General features: G+C 57.4%; 23 protein-coding genes. 7 read left to right on the top strand and 16 right to left on the bottom strand.

Features of this window, described 5'->3' with window-relative positions:
* Nucleotides 1-38 precede the first annotated feature (38 nt).
* The gene (locus M7Q83_RS06115; RefSeq protein WP_298336427.1) at nucleotides 39-293 is read left to right on the top strand and encodes a hypothetical protein; all 255 of its coding nucleotides are present in this window, start codon (nucleotides 39-41) and stop codon (nucleotides 291-293) included.
* A gap of 58 nt (nucleotides 294-351) precedes the next feature.
* Here M7Q83_RS06115 and M7Q83_RS06110 read toward each other — a convergent pair whose 3' ends face one another.
* Nucleotides 352-1,119, bottom strand: a complete 768-nt coding sequence (locus M7Q83_RS06110) for a hypothetical protein (RefSeq protein ID WP_298336424.1) — start codon at nucleotides 1,117-1,119, stop codon at nucleotides 352-354.
* A 112-nt stretch (nucleotides 1,120-1,231) separates the two neighbouring features.
* Between M7Q83_RS06110 and M7Q83_RS06105 the strand changes: the two genes are divergently transcribed.
* Nucleotides 1,232-1,717 (top strand): MarR family transcriptional regulator, encoded by a 486-nt coding sequence (locus tag M7Q83_RS06105; RefSeq protein ID WP_298336422.1) that lies wholly within the window; start codon nucleotides 1,232-1,234, stop codon nucleotides 1,715-1,717.
* A 142-nt stretch (nucleotides 1,718-1,859) separates the two neighbouring features.
* Here the strand turns inward: M7Q83_RS06105 and M7Q83_RS06100 are convergent, their stop codons facing one another.
* From M7Q83_RS06100 to sdhA, 14 genes are all read right to left on the bottom strand, one after another.
* The gene (locus tag M7Q83_RS06100) at nucleotides 1,860-3,296 is read right to left on the bottom strand and encodes an MFS transporter (RefSeq protein WP_298336420.1); all 1,437 of its coding nucleotides are present in this window, start codon (nucleotides 3,294-3,296) and stop codon (nucleotides 1,860-1,862) included.
* Nucleotides 3,297-3,478: 182 nt separating this feature from the next.
* Entirely contained in the window at nucleotides 3,479-4,366 is an 888-nt protein-coding gene (locus M7Q83_RS06095; RefSeq protein ID WP_298336418.1) for a methylenetetrahydrofolate reductase, read from the bottom strand.
* Nucleotides 4,335-5,198 (bottom strand): tetrahydrofolate dehydrogenase/cyclohydrolase catalytic domain-containing protein, encoded by an 864-nt coding sequence (locus tag M7Q83_RS06090; RefSeq protein WP_298336416.1) that lies wholly within the window; start codon nucleotides 5,196-5,198, stop codon nucleotides 4,335-4,337. The genes M7Q83_RS06095 and M7Q83_RS06090 overlap by 32 nt, the downstream gene beginning before the upstream one ends.
* Nucleotides 5,199-5,258: 60 nt before the next feature.
* Nucleotides 5,259-6,746: a bifunctional phosphoribosylaminoimidazolecarboxamide formyltransferase/IMP cyclohydrolase gene (purH, locus tag M7Q83_RS06085; protein ID WP_298336414.1), complete on the bottom strand. Its 1,488-nt coding sequence runs from the start codon at nucleotides 6,744-6,746 to the stop codon at nucleotides 5,259-5,261.
* Nucleotides 6,734-7,372 (bottom strand): phosphoribosylglycinamide formyltransferase, encoded by a 639-nt coding sequence (gene purN / locus M7Q83_RS06080; protein ID WP_298336412.1) that lies wholly within the window; start codon nucleotides 7,370-7,372, stop codon nucleotides 6,734-6,736. The genes purH and purN overlap by 13 nt, the downstream gene beginning before the upstream one ends.
* Nucleotides 7,373-7,397: 25 nt before the next feature.
* A complete protein-coding gene (sucD, locus tag M7Q83_RS06075; RefSeq protein ID WP_298336410.1) occupies nucleotides 7,398-8,282 on the bottom strand; it encodes a succinate--CoA ligase subunit alpha in 885 nt (294 codons plus the stop codon).
* Nucleotides 8,279-9,430 (bottom strand): ADP-forming succinate--CoA ligase subunit beta, encoded by a 1,152-nt coding sequence (sucC, locus tag M7Q83_RS06070; RefSeq protein WP_298336408.1) that lies wholly within the window; start codon nucleotides 9,428-9,430, stop codon nucleotides 8,279-8,281. Before sucC ends, sucD begins: the two co-directional genes overlap by 4 nt.
* A 109-nt stretch (nucleotides 9,431-9,539) precedes the next feature.
* Complete coding sequence (locus M7Q83_RS06065; protein WP_298336406.1) at nucleotides 9,540-9,950, bottom strand: cobalamin B12-binding domain-containing protein; 411 nt, start codon at nucleotides 9,948-9,950, stop codon at nucleotides 9,540-9,542.
* Between the two features lie 219 nt (nucleotides 9,951-10,169).
* On the bottom strand, nucleotides 10,170-10,391 hold the full coding sequence (locus tag M7Q83_RS06060) for a hypothetical protein (RefSeq protein WP_298336404.1): 222 nt from the start codon (nucleotides 10,389-10,391) through the stop codon (nucleotides 10,170-10,172).
* Between the two features lie 27 nt (nucleotides 10,392-10,418).
* A complete protein-coding gene (locus tag M7Q83_RS06055) occupies nucleotides 10,419-11,072 on the bottom strand; it encodes a DUF2510 domain-containing protein (protein WP_298336402.1) in 654 nt (217 codons plus the stop codon).
* Nucleotides 11,073-11,111: 39 nt separating this feature from the next.
* Nucleotides 11,112-11,552, bottom strand: a complete 441-nt coding sequence (locus M7Q83_RS14220) for a recombinase family protein (protein ID WP_366526378.1) — start codon at nucleotides 11,550-11,552, stop codon at nucleotides 11,112-11,114.
* 97 nt (nucleotides 11,553-11,649) lie between these two features.
* On the bottom strand, nucleotides 11,650-11,988 hold the full coding sequence (locus M7Q83_RS06050; protein WP_298336401.1) for a hypothetical protein: 339 nt from the start codon (nucleotides 11,986-11,988) through the stop codon (nucleotides 11,650-11,652).
* Nucleotides 11,975-12,721: a succinate dehydrogenase iron-sulfur subunit gene (locus M7Q83_RS06045; RefSeq protein ID WP_298336399.1), complete on the bottom strand. Its 747-nt coding sequence runs from the start codon at nucleotides 12,719-12,721 to the stop codon at nucleotides 11,975-11,977. Before M7Q83_RS06045 ends, M7Q83_RS06050 begins: the two co-directional genes overlap by 14 nt.
* Entirely contained in the window at nucleotides 12,722-14,473 is a 1,752-nt protein-coding gene (gene sdhA / locus M7Q83_RS06040; protein WP_298336397.1) for a succinate dehydrogenase flavoprotein subunit, read from the bottom strand.
* Nucleotides 14,474-14,541: 68 nt separating this feature from the next.
* On the opposite strand from sdhA, the gene M7Q83_RS06035 reads away from it, so the two are divergent.
* The 5 genes from M7Q83_RS06035 to M7Q83_RS06015 all read left to right on the top strand — a co-directional run bounded on the left by M7Q83_RS06035 (nucleotide 14,542) and on the right by M7Q83_RS06015 (nucleotide 20,885).
* Nucleotides 14,542-15,927 (top strand): sigma 54-interacting transcriptional regulator, encoded by a 1,386-nt coding sequence (locus tag M7Q83_RS06035; RefSeq protein WP_298336395.1) that lies wholly within the window; start codon nucleotides 14,542-14,544, stop codon nucleotides 15,925-15,927.
* Nucleotides 15,920-17,872 carry a hypothetical protein gene (locus tag M7Q83_RS06030; RefSeq protein WP_298336393.1) on the top strand — a complete coding sequence of 651 codons (1,953 nt, stop codon included), beginning with the start codon at nucleotides 15,920-15,922 and terminating at the stop codon, nucleotides 17,870-17,872. Before M7Q83_RS06035 ends, M7Q83_RS06030 begins: the two co-directional genes overlap by 8 nt.
* Nucleotides 17,873-17,967: 95 nt before the next feature.
* Nucleotides 17,968-18,861: an aldose 1-epimerase family protein gene (locus M7Q83_RS06025; protein WP_298336391.1), complete on the top strand. Its 894-nt coding sequence runs from the start codon at nucleotides 17,968-17,970 to the stop codon at nucleotides 18,859-18,861.
* Nucleotides 18,858-20,276, top strand: coding sequence for a glucose-6-phosphate dehydrogenase (locus tag M7Q83_RS06020; RefSeq protein ID WP_366526375.1), 1,419 nt, complete (start codon nucleotides 18,858-18,860; stop codon nucleotides 20,274-20,276). Before M7Q83_RS06025 ends, M7Q83_RS06020 begins: the two co-directional genes overlap by 4 nt.
* Before the next feature lie 207 nt (nucleotides 20,277-20,483).
* Nucleotides 20,484-20,885, top strand: coding sequence for a DUF488 family protein (locus tag M7Q83_RS06015; RefSeq protein ID WP_298336386.1), 402 nt, complete (start codon nucleotides 20,484-20,486; stop codon nucleotides 20,883-20,885).
* Nucleotides 20,886-20,980: 95 nt separating this feature from the next.
* Here M7Q83_RS06015 and valS read toward each other — a convergent pair whose 3' ends face one another.
* Nucleotides 20,981-23,596 carry a valine--tRNA ligase gene (gene valS / locus M7Q83_RS06010; protein WP_298336384.1) on the bottom strand — a complete coding sequence of 872 codons (2,616 nt, stop codon included), beginning with the start codon at nucleotides 23,594-23,596 and terminating at the stop codon, nucleotides 20,981-20,983.
* Nucleotides 23,597-23,674: the final 78 nt, after the last annotated feature.

Raw genomic sequence — 23,674 nt, 5'->3', positions numbered from 1 at the left:
GCCGTGCATGGGGGCAACGACAGGGTAGGCTGCTAGAGATGAGTGAGACGGAACAGCCAGTTGAAATTCGCGCCAGGATCAGAATTGCCTACCTGGGACCGGTTGCACCACATTGGGAGGTGCGCTGGCTCTCCGGTGATCGCACGGTCGTCGACGAGTTCACCCAACGGGTCAGCGCTCGACTCATGATGTTACCCCCCCACGATCCGCAGTTTCGACGGAATCGCGAGCGTGTGATGCGCGACGCAGAACGCGAAGGGATCTACGTCACCTGGGACATCGATGAAGAGTAGGGCATGAGGCGTAGAGTGCGATGTTAGTGGAACGCCGCGTTCCTGCTACCGTTTCGGTCTAGAACCGCTTTTTCTTCTTAAAGATCTTTCGCTTTGCGACGACATCGTCGTCAGTCCTGTTCCAGCCAAGTTTGTCCGCCGCTCGATCCAGATCAGTATCGATCTCGCCTGTATGCTCAAAGGCTCTGTTCTTGCGCGCCAATGAGCTCATGAACTCCTCGGTCCCCGGTATCACCGCGGCATGGGCGCCGAACTCATACATTGGACCTAGACCTCCAGAGATTGGTTGGGTAGCAACGGGTTCCACTGCCTCCAACGATGAACCCGTAGGACCTGGCTCAACATGCGTCGGGCCGGTCACCGTAGCGACATGATGCTCGCGTTGCTCAGCCTGTGCTCGTTGGACCTGGAGCTGTTGGACTGACTGCTGTTGGAGAGGGTCCTGTTGGACCTGACCCTGCTCCAGCTCGCTCTCGACGGTCGAGGAGTTGGTAACTCCGCCATCCTCGGCCGCGGTCGCCTCGTTGATGGCCAGATCCTTCTCGATAACACCTTCGACCCCATGAACCGACACCGGTACTTCGGTAGCCTCGACATCCCCAAGTAAGCCGCGAATATGTTCATAGACTTCCCGAGGAAGCTGCGAGTCGCTCTCGACCACTCGCGTATCACCGGGACCAGAAGGGGACACATCGGGAACGAGGTCGACCAACTCTGGAAGCTTGACTTCCTGCTTCGGTTCTGCAAGCGCCGCTGTCCGCTCCAGGACCTCCCAGAAAGCGGCGCGCTCTGTGGTCGTCTGACACTGTTCCTGTTTCGGATACATAGCGGTTATATCGTCACCTCTCTGCGAAACATAACCTCACAATGGCAACATTACTAGGTTCCCACAACACCTGTAGCATGATCGATGTATCCACGGCAACAGGAGCATTGAGATGAACCAGAGCGATAGGCCAGATCGCGACGCTTACCTTGAGGAGATTGAGGAGGGTCTGCGTTCGATGATTCGTTGGAGCCGTCGGCACTCGTCACAGTTGGCTCACGACCTCTATCAGGGTCTTGACCTCACTGCGCTCACCATACTGGCAGCCCTTGCCGACCACCCGGGGTCTCGATTAACCAGTCTTGCAGAGTCACTCAAACTTGACCTGCCTAACGCCAGTCGTCAGACCTCGCTCCTCGAGGCTGCCAAGCTCGTTGAAAAAGCCACGGACCCAAATGATCGACGTTCGACCCTCCTATCCATTAGCCCCCAGGGCCAGAAAGTTCTCGATCAGGCACGCCATGACTCAACCGACTTCATGCACCGTATCTACCAGGATTGGGATACCTCAGAACTTGCACACTTCGCCACGATGATCACGAGGACGATTGAGGCAATCGATTCGGTCAAAGGTCCGCTCGCAGATCACCGCTCCTAAGAGCTCATCGACGGTCACCTCCCACCTGCCCCAAGCATGGCAACCAAAGTGATGTGATCTTGTCAGTAACTTCGACCAAAAATGGAGGACGGGTGTCATATGACACCCGTCCTCTCCGTCGTGAGACAAACCGTCTCGGAACTCAGTCTTGCTGTGGAGCGAGGCGATCGGCCGCCTCCCGTACGATTTGCTCAGCATGACGTGCGATGTCATCCTCGCCAGAGACATCCTCCATGGACCGATTTGCTGGCTCTGGAAGCACGAGCGTGATCAAGAATCCGACCAACGCCATTCCGAAAGAGAAGTCGAGCGCACCCGACACTCCCAAGTGGCTCTTGATAATCGGGAAGAGGTAGACACCCAAGAAGGCGCCGAACTTCGCGATACCCGCTGAGAGACCGTGACCAGTAGAGCGTACGCTTGTCGGGTAGACCTCGCCTGACAGGACAAAGGTCGTCTCGTTTGGTCCAAACTCGGCGAAGAAGTAACTCACACCAAAGAGCAGGAGGAACGGAAGAATGAGCGTGGTGATATTAGGAATAACCCCGATCGCCAGGAAGGCGAGCCCCATGAAGAAGAAGCCGATAAGCTGCAGTCGCTTATGCCCGATCCTATCCATGAACATGGCCGCCAGATAGTATCCCGGTACCGCTGCGACGCTAAAGACGATCAGCTGGAGTGCAATCGCCTCGGTGAGTACGTGCGCCCCGGTGCCGCCAAGGACACTCTTGACAATCAAGGGAGCCGAAACCGAGTTCCCATAGTAGGCATAGTCGAAGACAAACCAGGAACCAGCGGTACCCAACAGGTAGAGCAGGTAACGCCGATTCGACAGGAACGCCCCAAGGCTCATACGCGCCGGCTTATCATTCGCCCGAGACACCACGAGCTCTCCGCCTGAGAATGAGGCCAGATCCCTCGCCGCAGTGGCGTTATCTCCAACCACCCGCGAGCTATAGCGGGGGGACTCGGGCATCTTGCGTCGCAGGTAGACAACAGCAAGTGCCGGAACTGCGCCTAACCCGAGCATCAGTCTCCATGCGATATCGGCATTCACGTTCGCCGAGAGCAACGCAAGTGCCACTACGTAACCGGCCACGGTTCCAAGCGCCTGCATGGCGAACACCAAGCCAACCAACTTGCCTCGCGATTTCGTATTCGAGTACTCGCTCATCAATACTGCCGACATCGGATAGTCACCGCCAACACCGATTCCGAGAATAAATCGGAAGATCAGGAGCCAGATAAAACTTGGTGAGAAGGCAGAGAGTACGGCGCCAACGACCATAAGGCCAGCCTCTAGGCCATAGACCTTCTTGCGACCTAGCTTGTCGGAGAGTCGCCCGAAGATGATCGCACCAAAGAACGCCGACAACAGGGTGATCGAGTTGATCAGCCCCGTCTCAGAGGCGCTCAGACCCCATTGCTTCGCAATGAGCGTCGTGGCGGTGCCGATGATAAAGAGGTCATAGGCATCCGTGAAGAATCCCATGCCTGCGACGAAAATTGCTCGTGTGTGAAACCTTGATAGAGGAGCATTGTTCAACGCATCGGAGATGGATTGATTACCGTCGCTCATCGCATACCTTTCTGTCTAAACCAACCCCCGCGGCATTCGAGCCGGAGTTAATACCATTGTGCCCGCCCTCAGTTGACGCCACACGACGAATGCGTAACCGAGAAGCGAACTTTGGGTAAACACTGCGTAAATACCGTTTGGATGAGTCAGCAGAAAGACGATCAGCGATTTCTCACAGAACATCATGACGATTCGACGGCGCGCAACCTGCTGAAAAACTCGAGCGTCACCTGGGCGTTGTTCATCGAGAATAGGTGAATGCCCCGGACTCCGTCGGCGATTGCCATTTGGGCGATCGTGATCGCCGTCTCGAGGGCCTGTGACTGAAACACTGCAAGGTCGTCGACACCGGCACCAAGTACCGCGGCCGCCGCGTCAGGGGATGCAATCCCCGCCATCTCTACCATCCGCTGCAGCTGCTTTGGTGAGGATGGGACCATAAGACCGGGCACGACCGGAGTCCTCACCCCCCGCTCAAGCATCGCGGCACGAAGTTGAGCGAAGGAGGTATACGCAAAGAAGAACTGCGTCAGCCCTAGGTCGGCATGAGCCAGCTTTTGCGCTGCAAATACGCGATCGCTCAACAGATCGTTGGCATCGGGATGGCCATCTGGATGCAACGCTACCGCGACTGGTAGGTCACTCTCCTGACGGATCAGCTCAACGAGTTCACTCGCGTACTGGAGTTCACCTTGGGGCGGCCCAGCTTCGCCCTCAAGCGGTGGGTCACCGCGTAAGGCAAGGATGCCACAGGCACCGAGAGCAACGTACCGGTGGATGAGCTCCACCAGCTCATCTCGGGTATTTCCAAGACAAGCCAGGTGGGCGACGACAGCAAACCCCTCATCAACAAGTTCTTCGATCAGTGCAATTGTGCGCTCTCGGGATGAGCCCATGGCACCATAAGTGACGGTGACAAAATCTGGTCGTACCATCTTTAAGACGAGGAGAAGTTCCCGAAGTCGAGCCCGCTGGGTCTCACTCCGCGCTGGCCATACCTCGATCGAGTGAATCAGACTCCCACGACTCGCAAAACGCTCAGCCTTGACCAAGTGTTGCCTCTGCCGCACCCACCGCGTTAGCGAGGAGCATCGCCCGTGTCATTGGCCCTACTCCACCAAGACGTGGCGTTATCCAGCCTGCTACCTCTCCAACCTTCGCATCCACATCTGAGAGCAGCTTACGTCCCTCGAAGGTGGTACCCGCACCCACCACCACCGCTCCGGGGCGAACCATCTCCGCGGTGATGATACCCGGAGAGCCAGCCGCTGCGATAACGACATCGGCCTGCTTCGTGTAGGTCGTCAGGGAGCCCACTCGTGAATGGACCACCGTCACCGCCGCATTGAGACCGGGCCGGTTCAGGGTCAAGAGAAGGGCGAGTGGTCGCCCGATGGTGATCCCCCTCCCCACGATCACCACATGCTTACCGGTCAGGTCAAGACCGTGAAGTCGCAAGAGTTCGACGATACCCGCAGGAGTGCAGGCGACCACACTGGGCTTACCGAGGGCCAAAAGGCCGAGGTTGAACGGATGCAAGCCATCGACATCCTTCGCTGGAGCAACGGCCGCCAGTACCGCCTCCTGGTCGAGATGCGAGGGGAGTGGCAGTTGGATAAGGTACGAATGGACACGATGATCCCTGTTGAGTTCCTCGATTTTTGCAAGCAGCTCCTCCATCGTGGCACCGGCATCCAGGCGGTGATCGTAGGAGGTGATACCGAGTTCCTCACAGTCGGCGTGCTTCATGGCGACATACCTCGCACTCGGCGCATCGTCACCAACAAGAACAGTGGCTAAGCCAACGGTTACTCCGTGTCTCCCGAGCACCCCAATACGGTCGCGGAGACCTTCTTTTACCTTCTCAGAGGCCCAATTACCATCCAATATCCTTGCTGCCATCGGTGTTCCTTTGCTCACAATGTCTTCAATTCTCTTATCGACGATACTGATGCAGACGTCCTAGTGTCGAAAATGACGACGCGGTGCAAAGTAAAAAGCGATCCCTGCTCGCTCGGCGATCGCAGCGATCTCGTCATCCTTGACCGAACCCGATGGGGCAACGATCGTCGTCACTCCCGCGTCGATTAGCGTCTCAAGTCCGTCAGGAAAGGGAAAAAACGCATCGGAGGCGGCTGCCCCACCACGGGCTTTGCTGCCCGCCTTTGTGACGGCAATCTTGCTGGCGTCGACCCGGGATGGCTGACCCTGGCCCACTCCCACTGCCGACTGATCCTTCACAACGGCAACCGTGTTCGAGGCACCGGCTTGTCCAACGGCGATGGCCAACCATGCATCCGCGAGCTCCGAGGAGGACGCCTGCTTGGACGTGACCAGCCTGAGCTCATCCACTGATTCCAATTCGTCAGCGGGCTGGACCAAGTACCCCCCAGCCACAGACCGGATCCCCAGTGCCGAGGGTGCTCCCGGAAAGAGAGCGATGCGACTTCGACGTCGTTTGGCGAGGATCACCTCTTCCGCATGATCGAGGACGCCAGGTGCGACGAGTACATCAAACTTTGGACGCTCCAACATCGTCTGGGCGAGCTCCCTGGTCAGTGGACGGTTAATGGCGACCACTCCACCAAATGCCGACAGAGGATCACCCTTAAAAGCCTCGATGTAGGCATCAACAATAGTCGCACGACGCGCCACGCCACAAGGACCTCCGTGTTTAACGATCACACAGGCAGGCTCAGCACCGAGACGGTCGAGCAAACGTTGGGCTCCATCTGCATCGAAGATGTTGAGGTACGAAGGGGCTTCGGTCCCCAACCATTCGGCGTTTGCCCAACCGGTCTGATCACCTTCTTCCACATAGAACGCTCCTGGTTGATGTGGGTTCTCGCCATAACGGAGCTCCCTTGCTCGTCGCAGATGAAGCACCTTGTGTACTGGCAAGGTCGAGGTATCATCCTCGAGCCAGTTGGCGACTCGAGCGTCATAGGTTGCGACATAGGAGAACGCCTTTGCCGCGAGTCTCCGGCGATCATCAAGGGTCGTCCCTGTCGCCAAGCGATCGAGCAGCCAGCCATAGTCATCGGGATCAACAATAACCGTCACGGATGCGAAATTCTTTGCTCCGGCCCTCACAAGTGCGGGGCCTCCAATATCGATGAGTTCGACACTTGGATCTGAGTCGAAGGGGTAGAGGTTGACGACCACAAGGTCAATGGGCGACCATCCCTGCGTCTGCAGCTCGTCGAGGTGCTGAGTCTTAGAACGATCCGCCAGGATCGGCCCATGAATGGCGGGGTGCAGGGTCTTGACACGCCCGCCGAAGAGCGAAGGGAAACCGGTGAGATCTTCAACCTTGGTGTGTTCGATGCCGAGCTGTCTCAGCGCTTCGGCAGTACCTCCACTCGCAATGATCGAGTAACCAGCCTCCAGCAGCGCTGGAGCCAGCTCCTCAATGCCGGTCTTGTCATAGAGTGAGATTAAGGCTTGCATCGCTGCACCTCCTGTTCGAGTTCGTTACGAAAACCATGCTGGAGCCACCACGCGGTCCTTGGAAGCGCCCAGCGTTGCGCGGCCACCACCACCGAGGGGTACAACCATCGTTCTACTGACTTAATGCGATCATGGAGCGAGGCAAGGTCGTCCTCTGGCTGGATGCGCACGGGCTCTTGGGCGAGGATCGGTCCCGCATCTACCTCTGGCACCACCAGATGCACTGTCGTGCCCGTCACCTTTACGCCAGTCGCCAGTGCCTGCTCGACCGCGTGCCAACCCGGGAAACTCGGCAACAACGATGGATGGGTGTTCAGAATTGCACCTTCGAATTGTTCAAGGACTGCTCCACTAAGAATCGTTCCAAATCCCGCCAGCACGACCAGGTCGATGCCAGACCCACTCAACGAGGCTTCCAGTGCATCGCTATAGTGCTCGCGGGCAAACCCACCATCGTCGCCAACAAAGTCCTTCCTGTCCAGCAACAGCGCCTCTACCCCAGCCGATTCAGCCACCCCAAGGCCACGACAGGAGCGGTCAGCGAGCACGAGTGCTGGCGTAACCCCCCGCTGGAGGATCGCCTCCATGATCGAACCTACACCAGAGACAAGTACCGCAACACGCACGCCGACAGGCTACCAGATACGGATGCTAGAGTCCTTCAACAATCTCGACCATTCGGTCACCGGCCTCAGTCGGGTTTACCGCAACGACAACTCCCGCCTCTCGAAGCGCATCCATCTTGCCCTGCGCGGTACCATGGCCACCAGAGACGATGGCTCCCGCATGGCCCATCTTACGGCCGGGAGGGGCGGTTACTCCTGCGACGTAGGCGACGACCGGTTTGGTGACGTGTTCCTTGATGAACGCCGCCGCCTTCTCCTCCTCCTCGCCGCCGATCTCGCCGATCATCAGGACCGCCTTGGTCTCAGGATCGGCCTCGAAGGCGGCAAGACAGTCGATGAAGTTGGTGCCCGGAACTGGGTCGCCACCGATACCTACACAGGTCGTCTGGCCGACCCCTTTTTGACTGAGCTCGTAGAGTGCCTGGTAGGTCAGTGTTCCTGAACGGGAAACAATTCCCACCGGTCCTCCGGGTAGAGCAATGTCTCCAGAGGTGATCCCAATATTACAGCGTCCGGGCGAGATAATACCCGGGCAGTTTGGCCCTAGAAGCCGTGTTCCCGGGTAGTTGCGCCGCAACACGCTCGCCACCATCGCTTCGTCTTTTGCCGGAATGAACTCGGTGATGCACACGACGAAAGCGATGCCTGCGGCGGCGGCCTCAATGATGGCATCAGCCGCGAAGCGAGGAGGTACCACAATAAAGCTTGCAGTAGCTCCAGTTGCAGCTGCCGCCTCCTTCACTGAATCAAAGATCGGGATCCCATCCACGTCCGTCCCAGCCTTGCCCGGCGTCACTCCAGCGACTACCTTGGTGCCATAATCGCGGTTACGTAAACCATGAAAGCGGCCCTGGTTACCCGTCAAGCCTTGCACAATCACCTTGGTGTTTTCATCGACAAAAATGCTCATCGTTTGCCCTTCTTTGCAAGCTCAACCGCGATAGCGGCCGCTCCAACCATCGTCTCTTCTACGCGAATTTGATCCGACAGAAGTGTCCGGAGAATCTCATGGCCTTCTCGCGCATTCGTCCCATCCAGCCTGATCACCATTGGAAAGGTGAGGTTCACGCGACCGAGAGCCTCCTGAATCCCCTTGGCCACCTCATCACAACGCGTAATACCCCCGAAAATATTGACGAACACCGCTTGCACGTTCTCATCGGTGTTGATCACCTCGAGTGCGTTCGCCATGGCGTCAGCACCCGCACCACCCCCGAGGTCAAGAAAGTTTGCCGCACGCCCACCCGCTTGACTCACGACATCCAAGGTTGCCATCGCGAGTCCAGCACCGTTCGCGATGATGCCGACGGTGCCATCGAGGCCAATGTAGTTCAGGCCCTTCGAGCGTGCAAGCGCCTCCCGGCCGTCGAGCTCCATATCCGCACGATAGGCCTCCCACTCTGGATGACGATAGCTCGCACTATCGTCAAGGGTGACTTTTGCATCGAGCGCATGGACCTTTCCGTCGGTCTTGATGATCAGCGGATTGACTTCGACAAGATCTGCATCGCCCTCGACAAAGGCCTGGTACAGCTGCAGTAACACCTTGGCAACCCCTGGACGAGATGGTTCGTCGATGCTAGCATCCGCAACAACACGAGCAGCCTCTGCGTCGGTCAAACCCTCAAGCGGGTCAATATGTACCCGCGCAATCGCGTCTGGATTGGTCTTGGCTACCTCTTCGATCTCCACCCCACCCTCTGAGGAGAGCAGACAGAGATACTGCTTGACCCCGCGATCAAGCGTGAAGCTAACGTAATACTCCTTTGCGATATCTGAGGCATGCTCGACCCACACCTTGTGTACGATATGGCCCTTGATATCCATGCCTAGAATCGCCGTCGCCACGTCACGCGCCTCGGCCTCGTCACGAACCAGCTTCACGCCACCAGCCTTGCCACGACCACCCACTTGGACTTGTGCCTTGACCACTGCGGGGAAACCAACCTTGCGAGCGGCATCGACCGCCGCTTCGGGATCCCTCACAAGAACTCCTGAGGACGTTGGCACACCGTAGCGTGCAAAGAAATCTTTACCCTGATATTCGAATAGATCCACTAGCCCCTACTTCCACTTGTCATCTCATCCCAACTTTCTCATCTTCATGCCAGCCACGACACCCAGTTCCATCAGGGGCGAGCGCCCACATCGGCCCTTTGTGCGCGGTTTAGACAGATAGCTCCCTTGCGTCAAGCGTCGACTCAAGCCAATCGCAGATAGCCGTCAAGGAGGACCCAGGAGTAAAAACTTGTGCCACCCCCATCTCGTGCAATACAGGGATGTCGCTATCGGGGATGATGCCGCCGACAACGAGCAACACTCCATCTCGGCCGCGCTCTCGTAGGCCGTCGATCAACTTCGGAACGAGGGTGAGATGGGCGCCCGACAGCAGCGAGACACCAACCGCATCGGCATCCTCTTGGACCACGGTCTCCACGATCTGTTCGACCGTCTGATGCAAGCCGGTATAGATCACCTCAAAGCCAGCGTCTCGCAACGCGCGCGCGACAACTTTGGCACCACGATCATGCCCGTCTAAACCTGGTTTTGCAACAACAACTCGATAGGGTCTCTCCACTAGGCGAATCTTACCGTAGTTCTTGCTTGTCCGCTAACCAGGCAGCTCAAAGAGCATGAGCCGTCACTCTGCCGACGTCCACGACACCGCCACCATGACCCTATCACCATGCTCGCAAGCGAGGCACCGTCACCAGCCAACGGAACACGTCGATCCGCGCCCATCTGCCTTTTGGTAAGGCAGATTTCTCACCAGAGCGCTACCAAGTGCGGGCTTGCGTTAGGCGAGGAGACGCGACTCCCGCTCACTCACAAAACCACACCGATCGAGATAACCGAGTCGCTCCTCGAGAGCTTGGAGCCAAGCGGACTTATCCCGCTCGAACTTTGTTCGATCGCCCTCCTCAAAGTCATGCTCCATCTCGCTAAAGGCCAAATCCTCAGCATCGAGCAGGCGACGATAGCGGACCAATAGGTTATCATCAATGCAGTGTTCGATCACGACTCCCCCTTCGAGATTCGGATGAGCCTACGATAGCACAGCTCGCTGCGCTGAAGGGGTAAAAACCGCACAATCCTTCACCCCGATGGCATTGGCCGACTGATCCACCGCACGCATGGAACTCAACACCGAGGTACGGTGATCCTGGTGGCCGCGCAGGTACTTAGACCAGGCAATAGCAAGATCGGACCAACGAGCAGCAACGGTATTGGCGAGAGGGACGTTCGTGGTCTCTGAGGCAAGCACACTAAAGGCAGAGGCACCTTGACTCAGCTTGGTATTCATCAATCTTCCGGCGTTCTTCTCGAGACTCACGACACTGACGCCATCGAAGACACTCTCGCACACGTGATCTGCAGCGTGTCGATAGCTGGCAAGGCTCTGGATCTTAGGGCTGGAAGAGCTTGCCACGCTAAAGATAATGAGTTGAGCGATAATGCCACCGAGCAGGAGCGCAACGATCAGGAGGCTCACCACTCTAACGAGGCGTCGATGCTGGTGAACTGGCTGGAGGAAGGCGACCTCAGGAGTCGGCAACTCTCTGACAAAGTTGGTAAAACTCGGTCGCTGACGGACTGACGTCGTCCAAGCTTGACCGTCAAAGTAGCGGAGCCGACCTTCTCCTTGTGGATACCATCCAGGTCGCATGGGCGGACGGATCTCCCGGCGGCTACCCAGCATAACTTACCGTTGCATCTAAGTGATTAATAGTGAGTCCACTCATAATGACGCACCTTTTACAAGGTTCTCATGCTCACTTGTCCGAGAGTTGTTCTTGCCTCTCTGAGTACGGCCAGTATTGCTACTGGTCTTGCGTGCTCTCTCCAGGTGATAAGTCAACCCATCATCTGAACTGTCGCCTGTAGCCGATAAGGGCCTGGGAACGACCAGGATGGTCCCAACTTTTGGATCGCTCAATAAAGACAAGAACTTGCGTCTGTGTCCGTTAAGAGTGGAGCCTACCTCGGTTACTACGCGATCCACCGAATACCCATGTTCACTAGCCCAAGCCAACACTCTCGCTACCTGTCTGTCTAGGTCTTGTTTTTGGTCAGAAGACGAGACTCGTGCATGGATCACCGATGACCCATGTTTCGGTTCTTCGGACTCCAGAACACCAACCAGAATTAGCTTTCCAACCTTACGGGCAGGGACGGGCATCTTCCCTGTTCGATACCACCCATACGCCGTCTGAGGATGCATACCTTGGGAAAGCGCCCAATCACGTAAATTCATTACTACTCGTTATAGCACATCCCTACGACAACTGTTGTAACCCCCTCGCGGCAACCGCCTCGCGCAGGAGCCTTGACTGTTCTTGGAGCAGCGAAGCACCCTTGAGAATACGGATATCACCCTCTCGCAGTAACGCGTCTACCGTTAGCGTACTCCCCCGTGGCGCCAGAATCTCTACGGTCGACACAGGATCGACCTGTTCAGCATCCAACGACGGGAGTTCGATGATCGACGCATCCTCACGTAGCCCCAGAACTCTGTCGACATCGGCGATCGACGAACGCAACACCAGAAACAACACGATATCGACATCACCACTGGCGCGCTGATCCCGGAGCACCCTTGTGTCAGGATCGGTCATACAGAATTGCTCTCTTCACCTCTTCAATCGCCTCCGTGACCTTGATGCCTCGCGGACATGCTTCCGTGCAGTTAAAGGAGGTTCGGCACCGCCATACCCCACTCTTTTGGTTCAGAATGTCAAGACGCTCGTTCTTCGCCTGATCACGCGAATCGAAGATAAATCGATGAGCATTCACAATGGCCGCAGGGCCGATATAGGTTCCATTCGCCCAATAGACAGGGCACGAGGTGGAGCAAGCCCCGCAGAGGATGCACTTGGTGGTATCGTCAAAGCGCGCACGGTCCTCGGGGGATTGATAGCGTTCCTTGTAGCCAGGATCGTCATTGGCGATGAGATAAGGAAGGACGCTACGATACTGAGCGAAGAACGGCTCCATATCGACGACAAGGTCCTTGATCACCGGTAGGCCGCGAACCGGCTCGATGACCAGATCAGTGCCAATCGTCGAGATCAGGTTCACACACCCCAAACGATTCTCGCCATTGATCATCATCGCGTCAGAGCCACAGACTCCGTGAGCGCAACTACGCCGAAAGCTCAGCGTGCCGTCGATCGTGCTCTTCACCGCAATCAACGCATTGAGCACCGTATCTGAGTTCTTGAGCTTGAGATCATATTCACGCCAATGCGGACGCACATCGGTTTCTGGGTTAAAACGTTTGATGGTGAGGTGGACATCCACCTCTTTGATCAGAGAGATCTCTTCTGCAGGTTGTACGGTAGTCGTCATTTAGTACTTTCTCTCCATCGGCTCATAGCGGCCCTGAACCACCGGCTTGTAGTCCAGGCTAATTGTGCCCGACTCATCCCGATAGGCGAGGGTATGCTTCATCCAGTTTGCATCGTCCCGGGTCGGGAAGTCGTCACGCCAATGCGCACCTCGGCTCTCTTTGCGTGCATCTGCTCCCAAGACAAGAACCTCGGCGATATCAAGGAGACTGCCCAGTTCTAATGCCTCGGTGAGATCGTAGTTGAAGACCGAACCCTTGTCATCGATGGTGACCTTCTCGTAGCGGTCCCTGAGCTCGTGAATCACCCGTAGCGCCTCCTGCAATGATTCGCCCGTTCGCACAACCGAGGCGTCGCGCATCATGGCCACTTGGAGCTCTCCGCGGATCGCGCCGACCTTCTCACTACCGGTCGAGTTCATCATCATATCGATACGCTCTCGCGTCGGGTCGACAACTGATCGTGGAAGATCAGGATGATCGACTCCCTGGACATACTCGACCATCGCTCGTCCACCACGACGTCCAAAGACATTGATGTCAAGAAGGGAGTTCGTGCCCAACCGGTTTGCTCCATGGACCGAGACACAGGCACACTCGCCCGCCGCATAGAGTCCGGGGAGCACCGTATTGTCTCCATCGATCACTACCTCACCGTGGATGTTGGTGGGGATGCCACCCATCGCATAATGGGCCGTCGGCTGGATAGGAATCGGGTCAGTCTTTGGCTCAAGCCCAAGGTAGGTCCGCACGAAACCACTGATGTCAGGGAGCTTCGCATCGATCTGTTCTGGTGGAAGATGCGTGAGATCAAGGTAGACGTAGTCCTTATCGGGGCCGGCCCCTCGACCTTCCTTGATCTCGGCATGAATAGCTCTCGCCACCATATCACGAGGAGCTAGATCTTTGACCGTAGGCGCAACACGCTCCATGAAACGTTCCCCAAGGCCATTGCGTAGGATCCCTCCTTCACCTCGCGCGCCCTCCGTCAGGAGAATGCCGATTCCATAGATGCCGGTGGGGTGAAACTGATAGAACTCCATATCCTCTAACGGAATACCACGATGGAACAGGACTCCTGGGCCATCCCCGGTGAGCGTATGGGCATTCGAGGTGATCTGGAAGATGCGCCCGTAGCCACCAGTCGCGAAGAGGACGCCCTTGGAGATAAATACGTGCAGATCGCCGGTTGCAAGCTCGTACGCCACCACTCCAGCAGCACGACGCGAGGCACCCTCTCCGTCAAAGAGCACATCAAAGACCTGGAACTCATTGAAGAAGTTCACGTCAGCGGCAACACACTGCTGATAGAGTGTCTGCAAAATCATATGACCGGTTCGATCAGCCGCATAACAGGCCCTGCGCACCGGCGCTTCGCCGTGATTGCGCGTGTGCCCACCGAAACGGCGTTGGTCAATCCGACCCTCAGGAGTCCGAGAGAAGGGCAGGCCGAAGTGTTCCAGGTCGATCACGGCATCGATCGCCTCGCGACACATGATGTCGATAGCATCCTGATCGCCAAGGTAATCGCCCCCCTTCACGGTATCAAAGGCGTGCCACTCCCAATAATCTTCCTCGACATTTGAGAGGGCTGCGCACATTCCACCCTGGGCTGCTCCCGTATGGGAACGCGTGGGGTAGAGTTTGGTGATCACCGCGGTGCGCACCTTGCCAGCCGTTTCGAGGGCGGCCCGAAGGCCAGCGCCACCGGCACCTACGATAACTGCGTCATAACTGTGGTAGTGAACGTTCACACCTAACAGTTTTGCATGAAATCTGCGAGTTCATGAAATTTCGCGCGATTTCCCTCTAGCATTTTCCTATGGACTTCCCAACAAACCTCGGTGACCTGGTGGACAGTGGCTACAAGCCAAGAACCGTGCGAGAGGAGATCCGAGCGAACGTCTTTGCGAGACTTCGGGCACATGCGCCAGTGATCGATGGGTTATTTGGCTACCAAGACACCGTCTTGCCAGAGCTTGAGCGCGCGCTCGTCATCGGACACGACATCATCTTCCTCGGTGAGCGGGGTCAAGGCAAAACCCGGATGATTCGAACGCTCTACGAACTGCTCGACGAATGGATACCGGTGGTAGAGGGTTCGGTACTCAATGAGGATCCTCTCCATCCGATCCTGCCAAGCACGAGAGAGCACCTCAAGCACGAGGGGCCCAAAGCCCCAGTCGCATGGATCAACAGAGCCACACGCTTTAGCGAAAAGCTAGCCACCCCCGATACCACGATCGCCGACCTCATCGGCGAGGTTGACCCGATCAAAGTCGCAGAAGGGCGGTATCTCGGCGATACCGACACGATTCACTATGGGCTTGTCCCGCGCACCAATCGGGGTATCTTTGCCATCAACGAGCTTCCTGATCTCCCAGAACGCATTCAAGTCGGCCTGCTGAACGCTCTCGAGGAACGTGACATTCAGATCCGCGGCTACAAGATCGCCCTCCCTCTTGACATCCTCTTTGTCGCGTCAGCCAACCCAGAGGATTACACGAGCCGTGGGCGATTGATTACCCCTCTCAAGGACCGCTTCGGTACCCAGATCACGACGCACTACCCGGAGGTGGTCGAGGACGAGATCGCCATTGTGACTAGCGAAGCCAGACTGCCATCCGACCTTGTGGTCGTCTCTCCGCCACCGATCCTGCTGATCATCGCCACCATGGCTCAGCTTGCCAGACACCATTCAAGTATCTCCCAACACTCGGGAGTCTCAGTTCGTGCATCGATCGCGGCCTATGAGGCGGTCACCGCAGCCGCACTCGTACGATCGATTCGCAATCAAGAGTCGCCAGCGGTGATCCGCGTGACCGACCTTGAAGCCGCCCTTCCAGCTTTTGTCGGGAAAATCGAGGTGGAGTCGCTTGACCCTCGGGAAGGCATGAAGATCGGCGTTGCCCTCCTACGCCAAGCGATAGGCGCCGTGTTCACCCAATACTACGGAAGCCAGGATGCGACTGCCTTGGTCGAAGAGGTGAATCGATCACCGCTCCAGATCGAGGCTGACCAGTCAGCCACTGCGTACCAAACCCTGCTAGCCAGCTATCCAGAACTCCTCGCGTTTGTCGGGTCCTCACCAACGAGTGAAGAACTCCCTTGTTATGTTGACCTTGTCCTTGAAGGTCTTGTCGCGACGCGACGGCTCTCGCGCCACACCTCCGTCGACCGCACTACCTTCGGGTCGAGCCGTGCCTAAGCGTTATCGCTATCATGACTATGATCCCGCGCTCGACACGACGACCCAAGCCGACGAGATTCTGGATGCACTCGCCGACTCACTCACCTATCACGGCAATGTCTCTGAGGCGCTCCGGGAGTTACTCGCACAAGGTTTTGGAGCGACACCAGGGCTCGCAGAATTGTTGGAGCGGCTGCGGAGACGTCGCGATGAACTGCTTGCCCATTACGATCCCAACGGTCTCGTTGCACAACTCAACACCGAACTCGATGCCATTATCAGCCAAGAACATACCACGCGTTCCCAAGCGTATGCTGCCAGCGGTGACGAGCAGCACCTCCTCGCGGGGCTTGAGCTCGATGCTCTCCCAGCGGGGCTTGGCGACCGTATCCGAGAACTAACCAACTACGAATTTCTTGATGAAAGGGCCAAAGAGCGTTTTGGTGACCTCGTCGAATCGCTTAGGTCCTCCATGTTGCGCGAACAGGTGCAGCAACTACGAGATGCGCTCACCACTGCCGATCCCGAGTTGACGGCACAGATGATGAACGAGTTGGCAGAGCTCATAGAGCGCTTTCGCAACGGTGAAGACGTCGAGGCCGACTTCGCCAGTTTCAAACAACAATACCCAGGTATCGCCGGTGATGACGAGGAGTTTGAAGACTTCTTGGCACGGATGGTGGAATCAGCCAGGTTGACGCAGTCTCTCCTTGGCTCGATGGATGCGGCGACCCGTGCAGAGCTCATGGACCTCATGTCCGTCCTCTCGGAGTCACCTGAGCTCGGCCAAGCGATGTCACGTCTTGGCTCCGCCCTTGGCCCCTGGACAAATACCGACGCGGCGGGTTATGGCTTTCACGGGGATGTTCCCCTTGGTCTTGGGGAGCTTGAGGAGGTCATGAGCACCCTTGGTCAACTCGACGAGCTCGAAGGTGCCCTAAAACAGGCCTCAAGCCCCGAGCGACTCTCCGAGCTCGATAGCGCCCAACTTGAGGAGTTACTCGGTTCCGATGCTGGTGACGCCGTCAGTCGCCTCAAACAACTCGCCGACCAACTCAGCGACGCCGGGTTGATCGACCGTGACGGTGGAAAACTCGAGCTCACCGGCAACGCCATCAACAAGCTCGGCGACATCGTCCTCCATCGGCTCTTTCCCGCGGGACAGGCGCGCCTCCTTGGCAATCATGAGTCACGACGGATCGGCCATCAGGGAACGGATCTGAGCGGCGAGACGAAGCCATACGAATTTGGAGACCCGTTCCGACTCGCTCTACGCGAGACCATGACCAATGCACTCGCGCGGCAGGGTGGAGGAACTCCGCTGCAACTTGCACCCGAGGACTTCGCCATCGAACTGACGGAGGAGCGGACGCGGGCCGCCACCATGTTAGCGCTCGATCTTTCGCTCTCCATGCCATTGAACGATACCTTCCTCCCCGCCAAACAGGTCGCACTCGCACTCTCTAGTCTGATCCACTCCCGTTATCCACGGGACTACCTCGGTTATGTCGTCTTTTCCGAGGTGGCGCGCGAGGTCGATCTTGCTCACCTACCTAGCGCGCAGTGGGACTATGTCTATGGCACCAACATCGAGCACGCACTGCTCCTGTGTCGTACTAGATTACGGAATCAACCTGGGTACCGACAGATCTTGCTGGTGACCGACGGAGAGCCAACCGCGCATATCGACCCTGATAATCATGAGGTTTTCTTCGCGTACCCACCGTCACCCGAGACAATCCAACGGACACTCGCCGAGGTCCTGCGGTGTACTCGAGAGGGAATCACGATCAATCTTTTCATTCTCAACCCAGATACTGGATTACGCAGCTTCGTCAACAACGTACTGGCCATCAATCATGGACAGGCGTTCTACTCCTCAGGGACCACGCTCGGCTCCACGCTCGTACAGGAGTACGTCGATGACAGAGTGCAACGAGCCAGTCGTCGCCCTACTTCATGACAGCACGATACCCAGTCCTCGCACCGGAGAAGCTCGTCTGAAGAGCTCGAATGGGCGGGGTGCACAAAGCCTGCTAACCTCAGAGACAAATGCAGATGATCCCGACCGAGCCTCCTTCGGGGAAGCAGTATCACCTGGCCTTCGAGGGGTACCACGCCGTCATCGTGGAAGTCGGTGGCGGTATCCGGTTCCTTGAACACCGTGACCGGCCAGTACTAGAGTCCTATGATGAGAGTGCCATCTGTGACGGTGCCCATGGGGCACATCTCTTGCCATGGCCAAACCGCGTATTCGGTGGAAGGTATCGATTCCACGACCAAGACTATCTGTTGCCCTTAACTGAGGTCGAAGCGGGCAACGCAATACATGGTCTCATACGTTGGCACCCGTTTGACGCCACACGACTCACACAGAGTTCTGCAACGTTGCAGACAACCCTGCACCCTGCACCGTGGTATCCATTCCGTCTCTTCGTCCAATTGCATTACCAGCTGTCGACCGAAGGACTCACGATCACCACCGAGGTGTCCAATCGTAGCTCCGAAGCCTGTCCGTTTGCCCTCGGTCATCATCCCTACCTCTCCCCGGGCAAAGACGAGATCATCGACCGAGCGATCTTCTCCGCTACGGCTTCTGATATCGAGAGTCTTGCCAACGATGAAGATAGCTCCGCTGCAAATCTTGCGCTGCCACGGCCCATCGGGGAACGCGTGCTCGACACGACCTTCGCCGTTCACTCAACTGATGATGCCACAAGTTGGGCGCGTCTACAGGGGACCGACGGCCGAACCGTCGAGCTTTGGGCAGACCAAAGCTACCGCTACCTCCAAGTCTTTACTGGCGATACACTACCGAGTTGGCGCCGTCGTCGAGCACTAGCGGTCGAACCGATGACCGCGCCACCCAACGCACTACAGAGCGGCCAGGATCTGCTAATCCTTGAACCGAAAGAGACACGTACAACACAATGGGGAGTTCAACTGCAATGACCACGACATCTACAACCACAGGCGGACACAACGACGATCAATCGGTGGAGGTCTTCGTCATCTTCGGCATCAGCGGTGACCTCGCCAAGAAGATGACGTTCCCATCGCTCTATCGCCTCGAAGAGAACGACAAACTGACCTGTCCCATCATCGGTGTCGCCATGGACGACTGGACCACCGACGGACTCATCAAACACATGCGAAGCTCGATTGCCAGCACCATCAAGGATCCTGACACCAAGGTGATCGACCGACTCGCGAACCGACTGCAGTATCTGCGAGGAGACTTCACCTCGGACAGCACCTACCATGCACTCGCTCAGCTGATGGGCTCTGCCCAGCGCAAGCTTTATTACCTTGAAATTCCTCCCGTTCTCTTTGCGCCAGTCGTCGAGGCGGTGGCAAAGAATGGGCTGGCCAAAGATGCCTTTTTCCTGATCGAAAAGCCATTTGGCCATGATCTCGCCTCGGCGAAGGAGCTCAATGATCGCCTACATGCTGTCATCGATGAGCAACAAATCTTGCGGATCGACCATTTCCTTGGCAAACAACCGGTGCTCGATCTGTTCTATTTACGATTCGCCAACTCGCTCCTTGAGCCTCTCTGGAACCGCGACCACGTCTCCGCTATTCAAGTCAACATGACCGAGGACTTTGGGGTAGAGGACCGGGGTGCCTTCTACGACCCGGTTGGTGCCCTTCGCGATGTGGTCCAAAACCATCTGCTGCAGGTCCTCGCGCTCGTGCTGATGGAGGCGCCGAGCCAGGCCGGTGATCGTGCCCTCTGGGATAAAAAAGCCGACGTTTTTCGCGCCATGGCGACGGTTGACCCTTCGCAGGTGATCCGTGGTCAGTATGAGGGATACCAGGACGTGCCGGGGGTCCAACCAGGATCCAAGACGGAGACCTTCGTCGCACTGCGCCTCAGTGTGAACAACTGGCGATGGGAGGGCGTGCCGATCTTCCTCCGCGCCGGCAAAGCACTCAAAGCCACCGCAACCGAGGTCCGACTCATCTTCCGCCATCCGCCAAAACTCAACTCGCTTGAATTGCCAACCCATGTCGCACCAAACCAAGTCATTCTCAGGATCGATCCTGAGCCAGGGTTGCGGATGACGCTCTTCTCGAAGGCGGCCGATAGCACCGGTTCCGACGAGGTCCACCTTGATCTGCCCTTCGCTAAGGAACTGGGGCGTGCTCCCGAGCCTTACCAACTGCTCATCAGCCATGCACTCGAGGGCAATCATTCACTCTTTACTCGCGAGGATGTCGTCGAGGAGACCTGGAGAATCCTCGATCCACTTGTCCACAGCACCACGAAACCAGAGACCTATGCGCGCGGCACATGGGGACCAGACTCCGCGGTCGATGTCGTTCGAGGTCATCTCGCCTGGCAGGTTCCTTGGACCGATTGACCACAAAGGCTGCAAGGCTCCTCGACCCAGGAAGTTAGGAGGTACCGATGACACATGACGAAATCGACCCAATTGACCCTGTCGGCGACCCTGCGTGCTGGCTCTCTCGTGTCTGCCCCGCCTGCGGAGCAATCGCCTCCGAAGATCAAAGCGATCACTGCCGAATGCCGAATCCCGTACCAGCAGATTGTATGAGGCTCGCACCCGATGACAGAATCCGTCGATGAGCTGACGATCGCTGCCAATATCGTCGTCCAGCGAATCTATGCTGCGCCATCGCTACACCCAGGCTACCGAGTCCTTGTGGATCGTCTTTGGCCTCGCGGCGTCTCCAAGGAGGCACGCTCTTGGGACCGATGGGAGAAGGAACTTGCACCGAGCACACCGCTTCGGCGATGGTATCACCATGAGCCCGAGAGGTTCGACGCTTTTAGCGAACAGTATCAACAAGAACTGCTTCTGCCGAAGCGACAGACCGCGCTCAATAACCTGGCTGCCCAGGCGCGGAACGAGCGTATCCTCGTCCTCTTGACAGCTACGCGCGATCTTGCACATTCCGCCGCACTCGTTCTCGCCTGCACGCTTGCACAGATCGGCTACTCGGAGTAGGACGACAAGGATTATGGCGCGATGCCAGGGCAGCTCGGTGCAAAGCCAGCTCGGTGCAAAGCCAGCTCGGTGCAAAGCCAGCTCGGTGCAAAGGCTCAACCCACCTCCGGATCCATCAGCACTTCGATGGCGGGTACTGATCCCTCTTCTTGCAACGCAATACTTCGCACAACTCCGGCCGCCGCAAGATCGCCGAGCGCGGCGCCCAGGGAGCGAAGCCGATCCCCGGTATCACGAATCACCACCTGCTCCACCGGTGTCTTGGGCGAAACCTTGTGCTCGCTCTTGATCTTTCGCACCTCCGTCAAGACCTCCTGGGCGGCTCGAAAAATATCCACTGCAGCCTCTCCCTGTACCGCCGAGGAATCTGCCGTGAGCCTGCGCAGACCCTCGCCCGGCTGGGGCCAGGCATTACGGTGGATGGACTCATCGTGTGACCACGACCACGCCTCCTCGGTCACGAAGGGCTGGTACGGCGCCAAGGCTCGTAACAAAAGCTCGTTCGCGATTCGAAGCGTCGCCAACGCCGATGCCCTGCCTGCCTCCGACAGGGTCACGAGAGGAAGTTCAACCTCTGTCGGATCACCGTAGGCACGGACCTTAACGAGCTCAAGATAGTCATCACAGAACTCCCAGAAACAACGCTCTATCGTCTCAAGCGCCCCGGTGTAATCGTTCTGTTCAAGCCGAACGGTAGCCTCATTGAGTGCCTCGTCCAACACCGCCAGAAAGCTGAGATCGAGCGGGTGCGGAGCGACCATCTCTGGTGGACTCTCGGTCCGAGCGAGGGTACCGAGCACAAACTTGGTTGCGTTGGCTATCTTGATCGCCAGACGACGACCGATTTTCATCTGTCCTTCATCAGCCGCGGTATCGACCCCAGGTCTTCCCCCTGCCGCCCAGTAGCGCAAAGCATCTGACCCAAAGCGTTCAACGAGGGGGAGGGGCGTGACCACATTGCCCTTCGACTTGGACATCTTCTTACGATCGGGGTCGAGCACAAACCCCGATATCAGCGCGCGCTTGAAGGGTAATGCGCCAAAGCCAAGTTCACTACGCACGATCGTATAGAACAGCCAGGTACGAATAATCTCCTGCCCCTGGGGCCGTAGATCCATCGGGAAGACCTTCGCGAATCGTTCAGGGTTTTCAAGCCAGCCCCCCGCAAGCTGGGGGCTCAAACTCGAGGTCGCCCAGGTATCCATCACGTCAGGATCGGCCGCAAATCCGCCTGGCTGGTTCCGCTGACTCTCCTGGAACCCATGAGGAGTCTGGCTATGCGGATCGATAGGAAGATCCTCCATCGCCGGGAGAATTGGCCGATCGTAGTCAATCTCGCCGGCTGCATCGATTGGATACCAGACAGGGATTGGGATCCCAAAGAATCGTTGCCTCGAGAGATTCCAATCCGCGTTGAGTCCTCGTACCCAATTCTCATAGCGAACCCGCATGTGCGGTGGGAGCCAGTCCAGCTCCTCTCCCCGAGCGATAAAGGCAGCGCGATGTGACAGGAGCCGCAAGAACCACTGACGCGAGGCGACGACTTCCAGTGGCCGATCACCCTTCTCGTAGAATTTGACGGCATGCTGGACATTGGTCGGCGTTCCCAAAAGATCTCCCGATTCGAGGAGCAGCTCAGTGACACGCTCGCGCGCAGCAACACTACGTCGTCGAGCAAGCTCGCCATAGAGGGCATTGGCACGCTCAGGGTCCTCTGAAGGGAATTGATCAGAACCAAAGACGATGCCGTCGAGAAGGCGTCCGTCGCGCCCCATAATGACCCGTAGCGGAAGCTGTCCCTCACGCCACCAGGTGACGTCCGTGAGGTCACCAAAGGTGCACACCATCGCCGCGCCAGTTCCCTTCTCGGGATCGGCGAGCGGATGCGCGATCACCCTAACCGGGACTCCAAAGAGTGGCGTCAACACCCTCTGCCCCACGAGCGACTGATACCGCGTATCGTCAGGATGTACCACCAAGCCGACACACGCCGGAAGGAGCTCCGGCCTGGAGGTTTCGATCTCTACTTGCCCACCCCCTGCCACCTGGAAGCGCACGCGATGATACTTGCCAGCGACGGGACGATCCTCAAGTTCTGCTTGTGCAACGGCTGTTTGGAAGTCGACATCCCAAAGGGTCGGCGAGGAGTTTTGATAGATCTCACCCTTTGCGAGCAACGACAGAAATGCTGCCTGCGAGACTTTGCGAGATCGCGAGCCGACGGTGGTATAGGTGAGTGACCAATCGACAGAGAGTCCAACTCGGCGCCATAGCATCTCGTAGACCTGCTCATCGAGTTGGGTGAGTTGTTCACACAGTTCGATGAAGTTAGCCCGGGAGACAGGGCGCAGCTCCTTCGCGGACGAATCGGGTACAAGATCCGGCTCGTATTGCAGCGAGGGGTCACACCGAACGGAGAAGTAGTTTTGCACCCGCCGCTCCGTTGGCACGCCGTTATCATCCCATCCCACTGGGTAGAAGACTTCATGTCCCTGCATGCGTTGATAACGAGCAATGATGTCCGCATGGGTGTAGGAAAACACATGGCCAATATGCAACGAACCACTCACCGTTGGAGGAGGCGTGTCGATTGAGTAGATGGCTTCGGCGGGAACGCTGTCATCAAAGCGGTAGATCTCGCGCTCTTCCCAGATAGCAGACCATTTTTGTTCTAGCCCATCAAGGGTGACCTTGTCGGGGACGCTGATCACAGCAACCAACTCCTCTCGCGGCTTGTGCGCCGTGACTTCACTCCCGCCGCAAGTAGCGGCTCGTATACTGAAAGAGCG

Origin of the sequence: Ferrimicrobium sp. (assembly GCF_027364955.1) — a bacterium.
Taxonomy (GTDB): domain Bacteria; phylum Actinomycetota; class Acidimicrobiia; order Acidimicrobiales; family Acidimicrobiaceae; genus Ferrimicrobium.
The sequence above is the reverse complement of the archived record's forward strand: the minus strand, read 5'-3'. Positions and strand labels throughout refer to the sequence as shown.

Excerpts from the sequence above, each read along its gene's own strand:
- M7Q83_RS06115 (WP_298336427.1), top strand. The coding sequence starts at position 39 with ATGAGTGAGACGGAACAGCCAGTTGAAATTCGCGCCAGGATCAGAATT.
- sucD (WP_298336410.1), bottom strand. The coding sequence starts at position 8,282 with ATGAGCATTTTTGTCGATGAAAACACCAAGGTGATTGTGCAAGGCTTG.
- M7Q83_RS06090 (WP_298336416.1), bottom strand. The coding sequence starts at position 5,198 with ATGGCAGCAAGGATATTGGATGGTAATTGGGCCTCTGAGAAGGTAAAA.
- M7Q83_RS06025 (WP_298336391.1), top strand. The coding sequence starts at position 17,968 with ATGATCCCGACCGAGCCTCCTTCGGGGAAGCAGTATCACCTGGCCTTC.
- M7Q83_RS06020 (WP_366526375.1), top strand. The coding sequence starts at position 18,858 with ATGACCACGACATCTACAACCACAGGCGGACACAACGACGATCAATCG.
- M7Q83_RS06100 (WP_298336420.1), bottom strand. The coding sequence starts at position 3,296 with ATGAGCGACGGTAATCAATCCATCTCCGATGCGTTGAACAATGCTCCT.
- M7Q83_RS14220 (WP_366526378.1), bottom strand. The coding sequence starts at position 11,552 with ATGCCCGTCCCTGCCCGTAAGGTTGGAAAGCTAATTCTGGTTGGTGTT.
- M7Q83_RS06050 (WP_298336401.1), bottom strand. The coding sequence starts at position 11,988 with ATGACCGATCCTGACACAAGGGTGCTCCGGGATCAGCGCGCCAGTGGT.
- M7Q83_RS06045 (WP_298336399.1), bottom strand. The coding sequence starts at position 12,721 with ATGACGACTACCGTACAACCTGCAGAAGAGATCTCTCTGATCAAAGAG.
- M7Q83_RS06105 (WP_298336422.1), top strand. The coding sequence starts at position 1,232 with ATGAACCAGAGCGATAGGCCAGATCGCGACGCTTACCTTGAGGAGATT.
- M7Q83_RS06110 (WP_298336424.1), bottom strand. The coding sequence starts at position 1,119 with ATGTATCCGAAACAGGAACAGTGTCAGACGACCACAGAGCGCGCCGCT.
- M7Q83_RS06015 (WP_298336386.1), top strand. The coding sequence starts at position 20,484 with ATGACAGAATCCGTCGATGAGCTGACGATCGCTGCCAATATCGTCGTC.
- M7Q83_RS06035 (WP_298336395.1), top strand. The coding sequence starts at position 14,542 with ATGGACTTCCCAACAAACCTCGGTGACCTGGTGGACAGTGGCTACAAG.
- purH (WP_298336414.1), bottom strand. The coding sequence starts at position 6,746 with ATGCAAGCCTTAATCTCACTCTATGACAAGACCGGCATTGAGGAGCTG.
- M7Q83_RS06055 (WP_298336402.1), bottom strand. The coding sequence starts at position 11,072 with ATGCTGGGTAGCCGCCGGGAGATCCGTCCGCCCATGCGACCTGGATGG.